Raw genomic sequence first — 18,316 nt, forward strand, 5'->3', positions numbered from 1 at the left:
TATAATCAATACATATAATGGCGTCAAAACTTATATTCAAAAACCAGAGGTGAAGTTATGATATATGGATATGCAAGAGTAAGTACAAAAGGGCAACTGGATGGAAATAGTATAGAGGAGCAGAGAGAGAAAATCTTAAAAGAATATCCTGAAGCAATTATAAAAGAGGAAAGCTATAGTGGAGAAAAAGAGAGATTTATATTTAATGAGATCTTAAAAGAGTTAAAAGATGGAGATAAATTAGTTGTAACTAAATTAGATAGATTCTGTAAAACAACTAAGGAAGGTCTTGAATACATAGATAGGCTAAGAAGCAAGAATGTTAAAATACATATACTAAATATGAGATGGATAGATAATACTCCTATAGGAAGATTGATAGTAACTAATTTATTAGCATTTTCAGAGTTTGAAAGAGCGATGATTATAGAAAGAACACAAGAAGGAAAAGCAATAGCAAAGAAGAAGAAAGGTTTTAAAGAAGGCAGACCAAAGAAGTATACTCCTAAACAATTAAACCATGCTATAAGTATGCTAGAAGATAATAGTTATAACGAAGTAGTACAGATAACGGGAATAAGTAAAAGTACTCTAATAAGAGAAGTAAGAAAAAGAAAAGCACAATAGGAGCAGATGGATGATAACTAGATTATATTCTTTGATTTCCTTATTTTAACATAATGTGTATAATAAATAATGAAAGGGGTGTTGTTAATTGTCATATTTACAAACATATTTAGATAATATGTTTGTATAAAAAGGTGATTTTTGTATATACAAACAGGTTTATTTAATAGAATTGCTCTGTTTTGGGAAAATTATTTAATACTGTATTTTATTTAAATATTATAACAAGTAGTTAAGATAGTAATTACCTAAATTTTAGAGGAATAATAATGAACAAAGAGTTTATCTCTGATAATCAAGGCATTGCTCTAATAACTTTTATTATAATAGCTGACAAAGTAATATTTACTGTAGAAGCACAGGCTGAAAGAGATTTTGGGTTGTCTGTTATTTTTGATATGGTTATTAGCGTTCCTATGCTATCAATATCTACAAGGTTTAATTTTCTTTTTCCAAAAAAATTTATTTGATATTATAATATAAAAATTTATAGATATGATGATATGAAATAGTGATATCTCCCTTTAAGGGGGATTTTTTTGTTTAAACTCCTTTTTAGTAAGTATTTGGAAAAAAACACAATTAATATCTACAAAAATTTTGAATTTTTGATATAATTACCAATGTATAAGAGTATATCAACAAAAACTAGAGTAGGTGAGACAGAATAAATGAAAAATATAGATTTATTTAATAATTATATGAATAAATACTTTCCACAGTTAAAATTATCCTTGGGGCTTTTTTATAACACTGACATAGGGTTAAGATTTAGGACAGGATTAAATAGTCCATCGTATAATAATGAATTTGAAAGATATGTAAAGAATCTATATATAAAATCTCAATTATTATTTAAAGCGATAAATGATAAGAATGATGATCTATTTCTTGTAGTAAATAGTAGGAAAGGTTTTGAGCAAGACATACCAAATGTTAAAAATATAGATGTATTTAAGCATTATATAAGAAATAAGAATTTAATTAAAAGCATTGATATAGTTAAATTACCATATTATCTTTATAATTGGGACGAAGAAGAAAATATAGTTACATATCAATATGTTTTGAAATGCAAAGTTAAGGATATAAGAACAAAAGATTTATTAGAAGCAATAGCAAATCATGAAATAGGCTTAAATCCTAAAGTTTACGAAGGATGTTTTTTTGTTAATATAAATAAAAATATAATTTACAACTTGTATGATGATAGAGGATTTGATGTTATAGGTTATAAAAAAGATGATTTACAGCATTTATATAATAAATATAATGCATGGTTGATGGAGTACGATATAAAAAAGATGGATAGGGTATTTAATAATAAATAAGGGGATTAGTGATATGGAGTGGAAATTATATATATTTGGAGTTTTAGTTGTAATTATTGCTTCTATATACTATGAAAAAAAGGTTGAAAAAATGTTAGATGGTTCAGAAATTATATTTTCATCATCTAAAAGAGTACATAGTCTAAATATAATATACAGTGTGTTGAAGATGATAATATTATTTTCTGTTATATTCTTTGTTAAAACAATGTTAGTTAAAAAATCAAGTGTACAAGATGCTTTAATTATAAGTATAATTCTGAGCTTGTTGGCCTCTAGAGGTGTGTTTATTATATATTCTAGTGGAGTTATCACAGGTATGAAAAATTATAAATATGAAGATATAGAATCCTATAAGATAGATTTCCACTCTTCTAAAGAATTAAAGTTGAATTTAGTCATAAACGGTAAAACTAAAAAAATTATACTAAGAAATAAGTGTAAAGATAAAATAATAAATGCATTTAAAGGAAAAATTGATGGTGGAGTAGGGTTTGGATATAACAAATATTAATAAGGTGATTAAAGTGAAAAAGCCAATCTAAAAAATTATAATAAATTAGATTTACAGACTGCTTGTCAAATTTGTTTGGCAAGCAGCTTTTTATTATTTACAAATACTTAGAATTTGAAGTGTTTTTGAGTTTAATAAACATAGTTAAATGATAAATACACCTATAAATTTTAAGTATAGAGTATAGAAAAATATACATTATAAGGAAAAATAAAATTTTATATAAAAAAATGTCGTAAAATATAGAATTTTCTCAAATTGTATTATATAATATATTAAATTATAATTCTGGATATAATTTTAGAATCAAATTAGTGTTTAAAAGGAGGTATGAACTATGATGGAAAAGAAATATGGTCTTTGGACCACGATTGCTATGGTTATTGGTATAGTAATCGGATCAGGAGTATTCTTTAAGGCTGATAACATTCTTATGGCTTCAGGAGGAAATGTAAAAACAGCTTTAATTGCTTGGATCGTTGGAGCAATCTCTATGATTTTCGGAGCTTTAGTTTTTGCAGAGTGTTCTAATAGGTTTGAAAGGTCTAATGGAATAGTTGATTATGCTGAGGGGATAGTTTCAGAAAGGTTTGCTTATTTAATAGGTTGGTTTAATGCAATTATTTATTATCCAGCACTAGCTGCGGTACTAGCGTGGGTAGCTGCTAATTATACTGCTATTTTACTTAATCAAGAAGGTAACTTTGTGTGGATTATGTCTGCTATATATATGTTAGGAATATATATTATGAACTACTTATCACCTATACTATCAGGAAAGTTCCAGGTTGCTTCAACAGCAATTAAAATCGTTCCCTTAATTATTATAGCTATAGTTGGTATATTCCAAGGGGTGAATAAGGGAATCTTAGTTGAGAATTTTTCTACAGCAACAAGTGCAGTTACTGGAGGAAATGGATTTGCAGCTGCTGTACTTGGAACAGCTTTTGCATATGAAGGTTGGATTATTGCAACGACGATTAATGGGGAAATAAAGGATTCTAAAAAGACTCTTCCTAAGGCTCTTATATTTGGAAGTTTAGCTATAGTAGTTATATATATTTCTTATTTCCTTGGTATAGTAGGAATTATTCCCGCTGAGACTATTTTAGAACAAGGGGACAATGCTGTTAATCTTGCTGCCAGTGTTGTATTTGGAAGTTTAGGAGCATCTATTCTTACTACATTTATAATAGTATCATGTCTGGGTACGCTTAATGGACTTATACTTGGAGGTTCACGTGCTTTTTATTCATTAGCTATTCGTGGACAAGGTATAAAGCCTGAGTTTTTTTCTAAAGTAGATACTAAAACTAATATGCCTACTAATTCAGCTATGGCGAGTTTTGGTCTGATTTGTGGATATTTAATAATTTGGTATATGAATTTTGCAGGATCATTTCCTGGCGGAATGTTCATAGATATTTCAGAATTACCAATAGCTTTAATTTATGCATTCTATATAGTTATTTACATTGCGTTTATGATAAAAATGAAGGACTTATCAACTGTGAAAAGAATCATTATTCCTATACTTGCTCTTCTAGGGGCTTCAATAGTTGTATATGGTGGACTTTCTAAGCCTTCTGTATTAATTGATTTAGGAATTTCTACTGTTGTATTCTTTTCTGGCTTACTATTCTACAGAAAAGAAGCAAATTAAAAATTATATAAGATTTAAACTTAAAAAATATATATTTTATAAAGAAAAATTAAAAAAATCATATAATACTAAAAATATAATTTCTATATTATGAATCTTAAACTAGATATTATACACTTAAAAAGGTGACTAATATCTAGTTTTTTTATTGTATTTAATGTTAATATTAAAAAAAGAGATTTGTATGGAGTTTTGAGATGAACATTTAAAAGGGGGAATTCATAATGAATTTAAATAAAAGAGAATTAGACTTAATATCACTTAGTTTGTTTAGATTAACAATAGAGAAGAAAGCATTGCTAGGAGATAGAGATAATAAAGAATTGATAAAAATGATAGAAGAATTGGAGAAACTAAGTTTTAAAGTTGATTCAGAAAGAATTTTGAAATAGAAAATTTTGAAAATTCTAAATCAAAACATTTGCCAAACTTATCCTAAATTTTGTATAATATTACAGAATGAAGAAAAGGGGGATTGGTTAGGGTGAAAAAAGTATATGTATTAATTTTGTTAGTAATGATAATTTCTTCTCCTCTAAATATTAATGCGCAGGAAAAGAGGGTTGGTGTAGAGATTCCAAAGTTTGATATTATAATTAATGGAGTTAAGGTTGATAATGTACATAGCAAATATCCTTTTATAGTGTACAATTATGTAACTTATGTTCCTATGACCTGGGATTGTAGTAAGGCTTTAGGTTTACAAACATCATGGGATGAAGTAGAAGGTCTAAAAGTTTCAAAATTAAATGAAATAGGCGATATAAAAATGGATTCAACAGGAAATAATTCTTTAGATGTAAAGTATCTTGCTATAATACCGGAGTTTAATATAGAGGTAAATGGAAAAAAGATAGATAACTCAAAGGAAGAATATCCTATACTTAATTTTAGATATGTAACATATTTTCCGCTTACATGGAGATTTGTTGTAGATGAATTTGGACTAAAATCTGATTGGGATGAGCAAAAAGGTCTTAGTATAACTAGTCGTCTTAGTATAATAGAGTTTGCTGACAATAATTTAGAAAAAGCTGTAAGGGAGAGTATAAATAAGCCAACAGGAGATATACTTGAAAGTGATGTTAAAAATATTAAGGAACTAAAATTGAGTGATTGGGATATAAAAGATTTGGATGGATTATCTAAATTTGTGAATTTAGAAAAACTTTATTTGGATAATAATTATTTAGATAATATAGAAGAAATTAAATATCTTACTAAATTAAAGGTTTTACATCTTCAAAGGAATAAAATTAAAGATATAAAGCCGTTGAAAAACCTTATTAATATAGAGGAATTATCTTTAAATGGAAATGGTATTCAGAAAATAGGATCTTTATCAAATTTAATTAATCTTAAAAAATTGTATCTAGCTGAAAATCATATAAGAGATATAGATTCATTAAAAGTATTAGTTAATCTAAATGAATTATATCTACAAAGAAATAGTATACAAAATATAGATAGCTTGTCTAACTTGACTAAATTAGAACAACTTTCTTTAAATGGAAATCAAATTAGTGATATTAAGCCCTTAGCTAACCTTACTAATTTAAAAGGATTGTACATAATTGAAAATAAAATTGAAGACATAGGCTGTTTAAAAGAATTAAAAAACATTGAAAGTTTATATATGGAGTATGGAAATGATATAAAGGATTATACACCTGTTAAAACTTACTATGAAAATATAGATAGTAAAGACTTTGAATTAGAATGAAATGAAGGCTAATTGAAAATAATATATATAATAAAAAATGAGAGTTTAGATCTAAACTCTCATTTTTTATTATATATATTATTTAGATTTAAATATTTAGATTTGGAGGAAAATTTATGAATATTATAACTGTGTGGAGCAAAATTATTAAAAAGAGCAATAGATTAAAAGAAAGTATAAATAATATAAACTTAAAACAAGATAATTTAGACGATCTAATAAAATATAGTCGAGAGTATTTAGAGGAAACTAGAAAATTCAAAACTTTAATAACGGATAAAAATTATAGTACCCCTTGTAAAGTATATAATGCATATTTAGAAGCTAACATTGGCATTGTAGGCACTGAATTTATGAATCTTAAGGAAAAAAATATGGATATATATAATACTTTGATAAACAGTATGGATGAAGTTGATGTAGAAGAATTAGTGTATTATAATGAAAAACTTATACAGGATTATACTCCTTATGATATTCATATATTAAGTGGCAAAGATGATGAAGAATATAGTGGGTGGTACTAAATTTTTAAATCATTTTAAATGTAGCATTTACTTGTGCAGAAACTTCTATAAGTCCGCTTTGAATAGGTGGTGCACTACTTTTAGCTGTATAAGTTGTAGGATATACTTCAGCTTGACCAAATGATGTTTCTTTTATGCTTGAAGGTATATTATTAACTTTTGTATTTAATGAACTTGCTATATTATTTGCTTTTCTTACAGAGTCTTTAACTGCTAAATCTAAAGTTTTGTCATAATAATATTTTTCATTGGATAATCCAAAGGTTACTCCGCCCTGTATGTTTGCCCCATTTTTGATTGCTACATCGTAAACCTCTCCTACTTGATCTATATCTTTTACGGTTACTTGAAGTATATGTCTTACTTCATAGTTTCTAAATTTTTGCTTTCCATTTATATAATCGTAGTTTATATTTACTGAATAATCTATAGTTTGTATGTCCTCATCCTCAATTCCTATGTTGTTCAAACTCTTAATAACGTTGTTTGTTTGTTTTGTGTTTTCAGCTTGTGCTCTTTGTAAATCTTTATCTTGGGTTATAACACCTACTGTTACTGTTGCCATGTCTGGTGGTACTTGTATAGATGCTGTTCCTACAACTGATATTGTTCCGTCGTTATTTGGTTTATTATCGTCGTTTCTATTCATTGTAGGTCTTTTATGGTATGAAGGGGTATATGGAATCATTAGAAACCTCCTTTTAAAAATTTTTCGCTGAATACTTCCATAATATGAACAATAGTTAAATGTTGTGAATGAGATTTATTGTATTAGATGGAATTTATATTCATATCATATTTTACGGTTTTGTTATAAAATAGATGTATTACATAGATAAATGAAACTTTTTTGATTAAAAGTCGTCTAATAAGTACAAGGGGGCTTTTAAGTTTAAGGAGGGTAGAACTTGGATTTAAATGAAAATCAATTAATTAAAAGGTGCATAGATGGTGATATTGATGCGTTTGAAAAGCTTATAGATAAATATAAGCAGACTGCGTACAATATAGCCTTGGGAATTGTAAAGAACCCGGATGATGCTATGGATATATCCCAAGAAGCCTTGATTAAGGTGTATAGGTATATCAAAAATTTTAACCAGAAATCTTCTTTTTCGACTTGGCTATATAGAATAGTTATGAATACTTGTCTTGATTACATGAAGAAAAATGAGAAAAATAAGGTTATACCTATAAATGAAGAGATTATTAATAAGCAAGATGATTATATTGAGAACAATCCAGAAAAAATATTAGATAAAAAAATAGAAACTCAGCAAATACGGGATGCAATAGATAAATTATCGCCTATTCAAAAAACAGCAATCATATTACGAGATATACAGGGTTTTAGTTATGAAGAAATAGCTAATATAACAGATTCTTCGCTAGGAACTGTTAAATCCAGGATCAAGCGAGGTCGGGAAAATCTAAAAGAGATATTAACACAAAGTATGAAGGAAGAATATCTTTATTAAATGAAAGGAGAAACCCCATGAACTGTGATAAATTCAGAGAAAATATTTCTTATTACATAGATGATATTTTAGATGACAATGATAAGCATGAATTTGAAAATCATATGAACAATTGTGATCAGTGTAGATGTGAGTATGAACAAATGCTTGTTTTGATAGATAGCTTAAATAGTGTTGACCAGGTTCCTCTACCTGACAATTATGATGAAACATTAAGAAAAAAATTAAATAATGAGAGAGTCAAAGGGAAAAGAAAATGGAGTAAATATATGTATATTGCTGCATCGTTAGCTATAGTGTTTTTTAGTACACAAAATATTGACAAGTTAAAGACTATAGATACTCAAGAAAGTAGTAATATAGAAATTAGTGAGACTTCTAATAACGAAGATGCACAGCAAAGTCCTATGCAAGATAGTAACATGGAAAATGTTGAAGATGGCAATGTTAATATGGAGAACGTGGATATAGTGTCTACAGTTTCTGATAATGAAAAAACTAGTACAAGTGCACCTAAGAAAAAAGAAGTCTCATCTGATTATAGTATGAAATCTTCTGTAGATAATCAAAAGCCTGATCAAAACATACAAACTGTTCAAAATGAGCCAATTGTTCAAAATGAACAAAGTGAGAATAATGATATAATGAATATTCAAATGGCTTCAGATGAACCTTTAGAACAAAAGACTAGAAGTATAGCTCAATTTAGCATGAATAATGAATATCAAAAGAATGTTAAGGTTGGAGAAAGTTTTGAAATTACACTTCAAAATTCAAAAGGAACTAAGTATTCTATGGTATGTGAGGATGAGAATAGTTTAATCGAGTTTATATCTCAGAGTGTTTCTGAAGATGAAAAAAATTATTCGTATACATGGAAATTTAAAGCTATCAAAGAAGGAACTATTAATATAAGTTATATACTACATGACGAAAACGATAAACATAAAGTTTATAATGAGGTTGTATATGAAATAAATATACAAAAATAAAAGTAGGTCTTGATATTTCATCAAGACCTATTTTTAAGCTGATTTTTTTATTTGCTTATCTATTAGTCCAGTGGCATGCCCCATAGGACATACTTGGCACCAACTTCTTGGTTTAAACACTACACCCATTATAATACCAACTGCAAGAGATGCCATCATAAATCTAAAAATTGAAAAACCTATTTTTTTAATATCAAGACCTGCATGTATTAAAGATATAGTAAGCATTATAAACATTAAGCTTAGTAATATATTTTTTACAGTTTTACTTTTAAATGATTTAGGTAAATTGTTTTGAAGACTTATATTATTTAGAAATTTACCTAATAATGACCCACGAGGGCAGTAGTGAGAACAATGAACCTTACCTCTTCCTTTAATAGCATGATACATTGGTACTGTCATGCAAATAAATCCTAGAATTCCGAATCTTATATCCAAAATTGATAATGTAATAAATAAAATCATAAAAATCCAAGACCAGTTCATATGTGATTTTTTATTTTTTTTAGTATTTTTTTTCATTATAAGAACCTCCTTAAAATCTGTAAATCGATATATTGATATATTACGATATATAGATTATGTTGTCAATATTTATTTTGGAATATCTTAATATTACGATGAAAAAAAGTACTTCCTTTGATAACCCGTATAAAAGAAAGCACGCATTTTAAATAGGTACTACATACTATATAAGAGTAGCTTAATTTAAGCAATCAAGTATAAGGGGTGATGGTATGGAGTATATACAAGCTAAAAAGTACGATTTTGAAGATGTAAATGGAATGACTTTGAATCAACTAAACCAACATTATAAACTATATGAAGGCTATGTAAACAAAGTAAATGAAATATGGACTATATTAGGTGAGAACAAATTATATGAAAATCCTAATACTACTTATAGTGAAACTAGAAGTTTGATGCTTGGACAGAGTTATGCTGTTGATGGTGTTAAGCTACATGAACTGTATTTTTCTAACTTAGTAGGTGGAAATAATCTGCCTTATGGAGATATCCTTAATCAAATACAGAAAAAATATGGATCATATGAATTTTTTACAAAAAGATTAAAAAATGTAGGATTATCAATGAGGGGATGGGTAGTATTATCTATTGATTCTTTGGATAATAATCTTCATATATATGGGCTTGACGCACATGATGTGGGGACAGTACTGATGTCTTATCCACTTCTTGTTATGGATGTATATGAACATGCTTATATGATTGATTTTGGTATAGACAGAAATAAATATATTGATGTTTTTATTGAAAATATAAATTGGGATGTAGTTAACGAAAGATTTATGAATTACAAAAAAATGACTAAAGACATTCCTAGAAAATATAGATGTATTTCGGATGAAATTAATATAGACAAAGTGTATGGTTGGGCTAATTATTGCAAAGACTAAGAAAACTATGATTTATAATAATAGTTTTTTTATTATGAACGTTTGGGAGACTTAAGATAAAGAGGAGATAAGAGTATGGACAAAAGACAGAATATGATGGCAAATTATCCTATGAACAAACTTTTGCTAAAATTTTCTATACCAGCTATAATAGGTATGCTTGTAAATGCTTTATATAATATAGCGGATGGTATATTTATAGGCAAAGGAGTTGGAGCTTTAGCTTTAGGTGGAGTTACTATTGCTATGCCAATTATGTTGGTTATGATGTCTATAGCTTTAATGGTTGGAGTTGGAGCATCGGCATCTATTTCAAGAAGAATAGGAGAAGGGAATATAGAGGGTGCAGAAAAGCTACTTGGAGAGGCTGTAGCGCTTAATCTAATAATAAATTTTATATTTACTATTATTATATTTGTTTTTATGGATAAGATTCTTATAATGTGTGGCGCTACACCAAATATATTTTTTTATGCTAAAGAGTATATGAATGTAATAGCGTTTGGTATATTGATTAATAGTTTTGCTATGTCTTCAAATCATACTATAAGAGCACAGGGGAATGCTAAGACTGCTATGGTAAGTATGGTGCTTGGAGCTGTTGTAAACATAATACTCGACTATGTACTTATATTTATATTTAAAATGGGAGTTACTGGAGCAGCTCTTGCTACTATAATATCCCAATTATGTAGCGCTGTTTGGATACTTATGTACTATCTAAATGGTAGAAGTATGCTTAAAATAAGAATTTCAAATATGAAGTTTACAATAGAAAATGTAAAAGAAATAGTAAGTATGGGTATGGCTACATTCTTTAGACAAATATCAGGAAGTCTATTGATGATTATAGTAAATAATACATTAGTTTACTATGGAAATGATTATTATGTTGTTGCACTTGGTATAATAAATAGGGTTATGATGTTTATGTTCATGCCTATATACGGCATAGTTCAAGGATTTCAGCCTATAGCTGCATTTAATTATGGAGCTAAAAAGTTTAAGCGGGTTCAAGAAAGTTTAAAATATGCAAATATATATGCTACTATATTAAGTATTGGTGGATTTTTAATAGTGCTTATATTCCCAATTCAAGTTATGAAAATATTTACAGATGATCAAACTACTATAGATATAGGCGTAGATGCACTTTCTATGATGATTTGGGGGCTTCCTGTTGTTGGAATTCAAGCTATAGGAGCTAGTTGGTTTCAGGCTATAGGCAAGGCAACTGAGTCTGTTGTTCTTACTATATCAAGACAAATAATTATACTAATACCTTTAGTTATTATACTTCCTAATTTTATTGGAGTTAACGGTGTTTTCTATTCATATCCTATATCTGATATAGGTTCGTTTTTTATTACTTTAGTACTGCTTGCTAAAGAAAATATAGCTTTAAGAAACCATAGAATACAAGAAGAATTTTAAAAAAAATGTATACGTAACATATGGTACGGAAAAAACTATTTAAAAAAACTATAATATGGGTATAATAAAAAGTGTACAATTGATTTACACAAATAGAGGTGAGAATGATGGGAGCGCATTTTGGGAATTTACAAAAGATAAAAGATGGGAAAAGGACGTTTGCTATAACACCCCATATACCAGGTGGTTTTGTAACTGCAGATACGATGATAAAAATAGCAGACACTGCTAAGAAATATAATGGAATACTTAAGATAACATCTGGACAGAGAATAATGATAACTAATTTAAAAGAAGAAGATTTAAGTAATATATGGAAAGACTTAGATATGGAGCCAGCGGTTAAGAATCAGTATTCAATTAAAAATGTAGAGATGTGTCCAGCTGGTTTTTGCAAAAGATCTAAGGAGAACACTATAAGAATAGGTATGAAAATAAGTAAAAACTTTCACGGAAAAGCAATGCCAAATAGAACTAAAATAGGCGTTGCAGGATGCAGAAATGCATGTACTAGTGTGTATGCAAAAGATGTAGGTGTAATAGCTACTAAAGAAGGATTTATTATAACAGCAGGTGGAAGTGCTGGTTTTCATCAGAGAATGTCAGATATAATAACTGAAAATCTGAGTGAAGAAGATGCATATAGATTGGTAGAGATTATACTCGATTATTATAATGAGAATGCTTTAATGGGCGAAAAATTAGGATTTTTTATAGATAGAATAGGTATTGAAAAATTTAGAAATGATGTAGTTGAAAAATTATAAATATATGGTAATATTATAGTTAGATAAAATGTAATATTATAAATAGATAAAAATGAGGAGGTAATTTATTATGAAAATAACTAAGGATATGTTAATAGCAGAGGTTTTAAGACACAACCCTAATGCAGGACCAATACTTATGGGATTTGGAATGGGATGTATAGGATGCCCATCTGCTCAAATGGAGAGTTTAGAAGAAGCTGCTGCTGTTCATGGTATAAACTTAGATGAATTAATCAAAAAGTTAAATGAAGGAATTGAGTAAATATTAATTTTGACTAAAAATTGTATAAATTAATACTTAATGGATAAAATAACCTCTAAAAGGAGGTTATTTTTATGTTTGAGAAAAAAAGATCTTCTAAAATTCCTATTTTGCTTATAGCTATATTAACCCTTGTTGGAGGGTTCTATATGGGAAAGATGCTTGAAGAAGAAGATAGAGATACACCTGTTATCAAAAATGTACAAGCTGAAGAAGAAAAAAATACCGGAAATAGTGAAGAAGGAAAAAAGATTGAAATTGAATCCGTTGAAAAAAATGATGAGGTATTAGTAGATAAGAATACTGTTCTTAAAATAACTACTAAATACGATAAGTGCGAGCATGTAGAAACGACAGAAAATCCTGTTCCAAAAGATGCTGTTGGATTAAGTGAGACAGAATTTAAAGAGTATATAAAGGAGCATTATTCTAAATTCAAATTGCTAAGTTTTAAGACAAAAGAAATTGAATTACTAGAGGAAATAAATAGTTATTGCGATAAGCATTATGAAATAGGTGAGGACAATGGATACATAATCATATATAAATACGATGAAAAAGGAAATAAGAATGTATTTAAAAAAACAGAATCTTCAATATCTTCGCTTCCTGCTATAGATCAAGAACAGATAAAGTCTGGTCTGATATTAAATTCTTTAGAGGAACTAAATGAAAGACTTGAAGATTTCGGAAGCTAAAATAAAACCTATGGTATTCTGTATTGAATATCATAGGTTTTATTATTTTTAAAAGTATTATATAATTATGTAGAATATATGTTTGGGAGATGAAGAGATGATTGTATTGGGAATTGATCCAGGTATTGCTATACTTGGATATGGTATTATAGAGTATAAAGGAAATAATTTTAAGGTTATAGATTATGGGTCTATACAGACATCTTCTAAGTTAGATGTGTTTAAAAGACTTGAAAAAATATATGCAGGATTAGATTTACTTATTAAAAAATACAATGTAGATGAGATTGGAATAGAGGAACTGTTTTTTAATAAAAATGTAAAAACAGCTATAACTGTAGCGCAGGCTAGAGGGGTTGCTATGCTTGCATGTGCTCATAACGATATAAAAACGTATGAATACACTCCTTTACAGGTAAAACAAGGAGTAGTAGGTTATGGTAGGGCACAAAAGGCTCAAGTTCAAACTATGGTTAAATCACTTCTTAATTTGAGAGAAGTTCCAAAGCCGGATGATGTTGCAGATGCGTTGGCTGTTGCTATATGCCATTGCCATTCTAACAGACTTGAAAAAATAATAGGATAAATAGGGAGGAAATTATGTATCAATATATAAAGGGTATAGTAGAAGAGATTAATATTGATTTTATAGTTGTTGAGTGTAATGGGATAGGTTATAGAATAAATACATCTCAAAATACTATATGCCAAGTCAAGAAAAATGAGGAAGTAAAGATATATACAAAGCTTATAGTTAGAGAAGATGATATGAGTATATGTGGCTTTAAAACTCAAGAAGAGCTTAAAATGTTTGAACTTTTAAATTCAGTTTCAAAAATAGGCCCTAAGGTTGCACTTGGGATATTGTCATTTGCAGAGCCTAAAAGATTAGGTGCATTCATATTGAGTGAAGATATAGGGGCTTTATCTAAGGCGCCTGGTGTCGGGAAGAAAACTGCTGAGAGAATGATACTTGAGCTTAAGGATAAGATAGACAAGCATAATGTTGAATTTGAGCAAACATTACTTACTGCATCTAATAAAAATATACTTGAAAAAGATGAAGCTGTACAAGCTTTAGTAGCACTAGGATATTCTCTAGCTGAGGCAAAAGAGGCTACTAATAAGTTGAAGAAAGAATGCGGTGATACTGAAGAACTTATAAAGAAGTGTCTTATGTATTTGATGAAGTAAAGAAGGAGGATTTGAATGTTTACTGAAGAGGATAGAATTATAACTTCTGGTATGAAAAATGAGGATGTTGATATAGAGAGCAGCTTAAGACCTAAAAATCTTGGTGGTTACTTGGGTCAAGAGAAGGCTAAAGAAAAGCTTAAAATATTTATAGAGGCAGCAAAAAATAGGGGAGAGCAGTTGGATCATGTTTTATTATATGGGCCACCGGGACTTGGTAAAACCACTCTTTCTACTATAATATCTAATGAGATGGGTGTTAATATAAGGATAACATCCGGGCCGGCTATTGAAAGAGCTGGTGATTTGGCTGCTATACTTACTAATTTGAACGAGAATGATGTTTTGTTTATAGATGAGATACATAGGATAAATAGGAATGTTGAGGAAGTTTTGTATCCTGCCATGGAAGACTTTTGTCTGGATATAATAATTGGAAAGGGACCGTCTGCAAGATCTATAAGGTTAGATCTTCCGAAGTTTACATTGATAGGGGCAACTACAAGAGCGGGTATGCTTACATCTCCTTTAAGAGATAGATTTGGAGTTATATGTAAACTTGATTTATATAATGTAGATGAGTTATCTAGTATAGTTAAAAGATCATCTGGAATACTTGGTTGTGATATAGATGAAAGAGCTGCTATTGAAATAGGTAAAAGATCAAGGGGAACACCTAGAATTGCAAATAGATTATTAAAGAGGGTTAGAGACTATGCTCAAGTCAAAGGAAATGGTATGATAAATGAGGAAATAGCAAATCTTGCCCTTGAAATGCTAGAGATCGATTCTTTAGGTCTTGATTATGTAGATAAAAAGCTTATGATGAATATAATAGAAAAGTTCTCTGGAGGGCCAGTAGGGCTTGATACGCTTGCGGCATCAATAGGTGAGGATAGAAATACTATAGAAGATGTTTATGAGCCTTATTTAATACAATTAGGGTTTATAGATAGAAAGCCTAGAGGTAGAGTTGCTACTGTGAATGCTTATAAGCATTTTAATATTCTATATGAGAAGTAATTTGAAAAATATAATATATTTATGGGGGACTATAATGTGGAAATGTAGGTCTAAATTTGTTAATATAGTTATTGTGTGTTTTTTATTTAATTTATTTGCGATTAATTCTTTTGCTAGTATTAGTGTACCAGATTATTTAAAAATAGGACTTGAATATGGTAGTTCTGCATTACCAAAGGTTGATTTGAGTTCTAATAGTGGGTTTGAAATTGCTATTTTAAAAGAAGATAATATAGAAAAACTTATTGAAATTGATGAATCTAGGCTAACAGCAAAAAACGAAGAGTCTATATATTATATAGAAATAGAACAAGACTATGATGATATACAAGAGGCTTTAAGTGTGGGGCAGAGTTTAGAAGATAAAGATATAGATTCTTTCATATTCTACGATGGTAACTTTAAAGTATACATGGGTAGTTATTTAGATCAAGATCAGGCTCAAAATTATAAAGATGAAATATCAGATGAATTATCGGATTTCAGTTTTGAGGTAATAAGTTCTGATTATAATTTTGTTAAAATTATGAATGATGATGATACTGTTTTTATGTATGATTCTAATGATGAAATATGTATCTATCCTAGAGAAGATATTATAGGAATTAATGGGAAGGAATATAGAGGGAGTGCTTTATTCAAGAGAAGTGATAATAACAATATGACTGTTATAAATAGAGTAGGCCTTAATGAATATTTGTATGGTGTAGTACCTAGAGAAATGTCTGGAAGCTGGCCTATAGAAGCACTTAAGGCTCAAGCTATAGCCGCTAGGAATTATGCTATAATGAATATGGGAAAATATAAAAAGTATGGTTTTGATTTGACGGACGATACATTTTCACAGGTATACGGTGGGTATGGATCGGAACATTCAAATAGTAATAGAGCAGTAGACGAAACGCGAGGTCAGATTATGGTATGTGATGGACGTATCGTAAGTGCTCTTTATCATTCAAATAGTGGTGGTAAAACAGAAGATTCTGAAAATGTATGGTCTAATAAGGTTTCTTATTTGAGAGGTGTTGAGGATAGTTATTCATTAGGATATCCTAATGATAATTGGTCTATTGTTATGACTAAGGAAGATATTAAAAGCAAGTTATCAAGGGATAATGTAGATATAGGCTCAATTACTGATGTTAAGATAGAGGAATTATCTGAAAATGATAGGGTTATAAAAATTAAGTTTATAGGAACAAATGGTGAAAAAGAGTATACTAAAAATTCGACAAGAACTATTCTTGGGCTCAAAAGCAATTATTATGATATAGCAAAGGCTCAAGGAGCTGGTGGAACAGAGATATTTTATATTTATTCAACCGATGGAAATAAAGAGAAGAACAGCTTAAATAATATGTATGCTATTACAAGTGATGGAGTCCAAGGTATAAGTAATAATACTAATATTTATTTAATGGGAAATAATGATACTATACAATTAAATTTAGATAATGCTATATCGGATAAATATACGATTAATGGACATGGGTGGGGCCATGGCCTAGGAATGAGTCAATGGGGAGCCAAAAATATGGCAGAACAAGGATTTTCATATGAAGACATATTAAAGCACTATTATACAGGAATAGAAATACAAAGATAGAAAGGACGTTTAATTTGAAAACTAGCGATTTTAAATTTGATTTACCAGAAGAGTTAATAGCTCAGGTTCCTCTTCAGAAAAGAGATGAATCAAGACTTATGCTATTAAATAAAGAAACAGGAGAAATAGAGCATAAGATTTTTAAGAATATAATAGATTATTTAAATGAGGGAGACTGCTTGGTACTAAATAATACAAGAGTTCTTCCTGCAAGGCTTATAGGAGAAAAACTAGAAACTAAGGGTAAAATTGAATTTTTACTTTTAAAGAGAATAGAATTAGATACATGGCAGGTTCTTGTAAAGCCAGGAAAAAGAGCAAAAATAGGTGCTAAATTTTCTTTTGGAGATAAGCTTATAGCTACAGTTGTAGATATGGCCGAAGAGGGATCTAGGATAGTTAAATTTGAATATGATGGAGTATTTGAAGAAATCTTAGATGAGCTTGGAAACATGCCTCTTCCACCTTATATAACAGAAAAACTAGAAGATAGAGAAAGATATCAAACTGTCTATTCAAAACATAATGGATCAGCAGCTGCACCTACAGCAGGACTTCATTTTACAGATGAACTACTACAAAAGATAAAAGATAAAGGTGTAGAAATAGCATTTGTAACTTTACACGTAGGTCTTGGAACGTTCAGACCTGTAAAGGTTGATAATGTTCTAGATCATAAAATGCACAGCGAATTTTATATGATAGATAAAGAACAAGCTAATAAAATAAACAAATGTAAGCAAAATGGAGGAAGAATAATACCTGTTGGAACTACTAGCTGTAGAACTCTTGAATCAATTGCAAGTGAAGATGGATTATTAAAAGAGCAAAGTGGATGGACAGAAATATTCATATACCCTGGATATGAATTTAAAATAGTAGATGCTCTTATAACTAATTTTCATCTTCCTGAATCAACTCTTATAATGCTTGTTGCTGCTTTAACAGGAAAAGAAAATATATTAAATGCATACAAAGTAGCTGTAGATGAAAAATACAGATTCTTTAGCTTTGGAGATGCGATGTTTGTAAAATAATAATTTGAGGTGATAC

Annotated in this window: 22 protein-coding genes; 20 read left to right on the forward strand and 2 right to left on the reverse strand. The window is 29.0% G+C overall.

Annotated elements, in window-relative coordinates; all coding sequences use genetic code 11:
* Nucleotides 1-57 precede the first annotated feature (57 nt).
* From M2214_RS04085 to M2214_RS04120, 8 genes are all read left to right on the forward strand, one after another.
* Nucleotides 58-627 (forward strand): recombinase family protein, encoded by a 570-nt coding sequence (locus M2214_RS04085; protein WP_248483080.1) that lies wholly within the window; start codon nucleotides 58-60, stop codon nucleotides 625-627.
* 269 nt (nucleotides 628-896) lie between these two features.
* Nucleotides 897-1,097, forward strand: coding sequence for a hypothetical protein (locus M2214_RS04090; RefSeq protein WP_248483082.1), 201 nt, complete (start codon nucleotides 897-899; stop codon nucleotides 1,095-1,097).
* A 201-nt stretch (nucleotides 1,098-1,298) separates the two neighbouring features.
* Complete coding sequence (locus M2214_RS04095; protein ID WP_248483084.1) at nucleotides 1,299-1,958, forward strand: DUF3885 domain-containing protein; 660 nt, start codon at nucleotides 1,299-1,301, stop codon at nucleotides 1,956-1,958.
* 13 nt (nucleotides 1,959-1,971) lie between these two features.
* A complete protein-coding gene (locus M2214_RS04100; RefSeq protein ID WP_248483086.1) occupies nucleotides 1,972-2,472 on the forward strand; it encodes a hypothetical protein in 501 nt (166 codons plus the stop codon).
* Between the two features lie 337 nt (nucleotides 2,473-2,809).
* Nucleotides 2,810-4,135, forward strand: coding sequence for an APC family permease (locus tag M2214_RS04105; RefSeq protein ID WP_248483088.1), 1,326 nt, complete (start codon nucleotides 2,810-2,812; stop codon nucleotides 4,133-4,135).
* 224 nt (nucleotides 4,136-4,359) lie between these two features.
* Nucleotides 4,360-4,527, forward strand: coding sequence for a hypothetical protein (locus M2214_RS04110; RefSeq protein ID WP_248483089.1), 168 nt, complete (start codon nucleotides 4,360-4,362; stop codon nucleotides 4,525-4,527).
* Between the two features lie 92 nt (nucleotides 4,528-4,619).
* Nucleotides 4,620-5,858 carry a leucine-rich repeat domain-containing protein gene (locus M2214_RS04115; RefSeq protein ID WP_248483091.1) on the forward strand — a complete coding sequence of 413 codons (1,239 nt, stop codon included), beginning with the start codon at nucleotides 4,620-4,622 and terminating at the stop codon, nucleotides 5,856-5,858.
* A 116-nt stretch (nucleotides 5,859-5,974) separates the two neighbouring features.
* Nucleotides 5,975-6,385, forward strand: coding sequence for a hypothetical protein (locus M2214_RS04120; RefSeq protein WP_248483093.1), 411 nt, complete (start codon nucleotides 5,975-5,977; stop codon nucleotides 6,383-6,385).
* Nucleotides 6,386-6,389: 4 nt separating this feature from the next.
* Here the strand turns inward: M2214_RS04120 and M2214_RS04125 are convergent, their stop codons facing one another.
* A complete protein-coding gene (locus M2214_RS04125) occupies nucleotides 6,390-7,073 on the reverse strand; it encodes an SIMPL domain-containing protein (protein WP_248483095.1) in 684 nt (227 codons plus the stop codon).
* A gap of 220 nt (nucleotides 7,074-7,293) precedes the next feature.
* On the opposite strand from M2214_RS04125, the gene M2214_RS04130 reads away from it, so the two are divergent.
* A complete protein-coding gene (locus M2214_RS04130; protein ID WP_248483097.1) occupies nucleotides 7,294-7,863 on the forward strand; it encodes an RNA polymerase sigma factor in 570 nt (189 codons plus the stop codon).
* Between the two features lie 17 nt (nucleotides 7,864-7,880).
* Nucleotides 7,881-8,855 (forward strand): zf-HC2 domain-containing protein, encoded by a 975-nt coding sequence (locus M2214_RS04135; protein ID WP_248483099.1) that lies wholly within the window; start codon nucleotides 7,881-7,883, stop codon nucleotides 8,853-8,855.
* 33 nt (nucleotides 8,856-8,888) lie between these two features.
* On the opposite strand, the gene M2214_RS04140 is transcribed toward M2214_RS04135, so the two are convergent.
* Complete coding sequence (locus tag M2214_RS04140; RefSeq protein WP_248483101.1) at nucleotides 8,889-9,380, reverse strand: 4Fe-4S binding protein; 492 nt, start codon at nucleotides 9,378-9,380, stop codon at nucleotides 8,889-8,891.
* Nucleotides 9,381-9,595: 215 nt separating this feature from the next.
* On the opposite strand from M2214_RS04140, the gene M2214_RS04145 reads away from it, so the two are divergent.
* From M2214_RS04145 to queA, 10 genes are all read left to right on the forward strand, one after another.
* Nucleotides 9,596-10,276 (forward strand): superoxide dismutase, encoded by a 681-nt coding sequence (locus M2214_RS04145; protein WP_248483103.1) that lies wholly within the window; start codon nucleotides 9,596-9,598, stop codon nucleotides 10,274-10,276.
* 75 nt (nucleotides 10,277-10,351) lie between these two features.
* Complete coding sequence (locus M2214_RS04150; protein WP_248483104.1) at nucleotides 10,352-11,710, forward strand: MATE family efflux transporter; 1,359 nt, start codon at nucleotides 10,352-10,354, stop codon at nucleotides 11,708-11,710.
* Nucleotides 11,711-11,817: 107 nt separating this feature from the next.
* A complete protein-coding gene (locus M2214_RS04155; RefSeq protein WP_248483107.1) occupies nucleotides 11,818-12,477 on the forward strand; it encodes a nitrite/sulfite reductase domain-containing protein in 660 nt (219 codons plus the stop codon).
* Between the two features lie 70 nt (nucleotides 12,478-12,547).
* Nucleotides 12,548-12,742 (forward strand): DUF1858 domain-containing protein, encoded by a 195-nt coding sequence (locus M2214_RS04160; RefSeq protein ID WP_099187748.1) that lies wholly within the window; start codon nucleotides 12,548-12,550, stop codon nucleotides 12,740-12,742.
* Between the two features lie 74 nt (nucleotides 12,743-12,816).
* The gene (locus tag M2214_RS04165; RefSeq protein WP_248483109.1) at nucleotides 12,817-13,440 is read left to right on the forward strand and encodes a hypothetical protein; all 624 of its coding nucleotides are present in this window, start codon (nucleotides 12,817-12,819) and stop codon (nucleotides 13,438-13,440) included.
* A 97-nt stretch (nucleotides 13,441-13,537) separates the two neighbouring features.
* The gene (gene ruvC / locus M2214_RS04170; RefSeq protein ID WP_248483111.1) at nucleotides 13,538-14,026 is read left to right on the forward strand and encodes a crossover junction endodeoxyribonuclease RuvC; all 489 of its coding nucleotides are present in this window, start codon (nucleotides 13,538-13,540) and stop codon (nucleotides 14,024-14,026) included.
* Between the two features lie 14 nt (nucleotides 14,027-14,040).
* On the forward strand, nucleotides 14,041-14,634 hold the full coding sequence (gene ruvA / locus M2214_RS04175) for a Holliday junction branch migration protein RuvA (protein WP_248483113.1): 594 nt from the start codon (nucleotides 14,041-14,043) through the stop codon (nucleotides 14,632-14,634).
* A 15-nt stretch (nucleotides 14,635-14,649) separates the two neighbouring features.
* Nucleotides 14,650-15,657, forward strand: coding sequence for a Holliday junction branch migration DNA helicase RuvB (gene ruvB, locus M2214_RS04180; protein WP_248483115.1), 1,008 nt, complete (start codon nucleotides 14,650-14,652; stop codon nucleotides 15,655-15,657).
* Between the two features lie 34 nt (nucleotides 15,658-15,691).
* Nucleotides 15,692-17,263, forward strand: a complete 1,572-nt coding sequence (locus tag M2214_RS04185) for a SpoIID/LytB domain-containing protein (RefSeq protein WP_248483117.1) — start codon at nucleotides 15,692-15,694, stop codon at nucleotides 17,261-17,263.
* A gap of 14 nt (nucleotides 17,264-17,277) precedes the next feature.
* Nucleotides 17,278-18,300 (forward strand): tRNA preQ1(34) S-adenosylmethionine ribosyltransferase-isomerase QueA, encoded by a 1,023-nt coding sequence (gene queA / locus M2214_RS04190; protein WP_248483119.1) that lies wholly within the window; start codon nucleotides 17,278-17,280, stop codon nucleotides 18,298-18,300.
* Nucleotides 18,301-18,316: the final 16 nt, after the last annotated feature.

The sequence above is a fragment of the Tepidibacter aestuarii genome, assembly GCF_934924865.1.
Taxonomy (GTDB): Bacteria; Bacillota; Clostridia; order Peptostreptococcales; family Peptostreptococcaceae; genus Tepidibacter_A; species Tepidibacter_A aestuarii.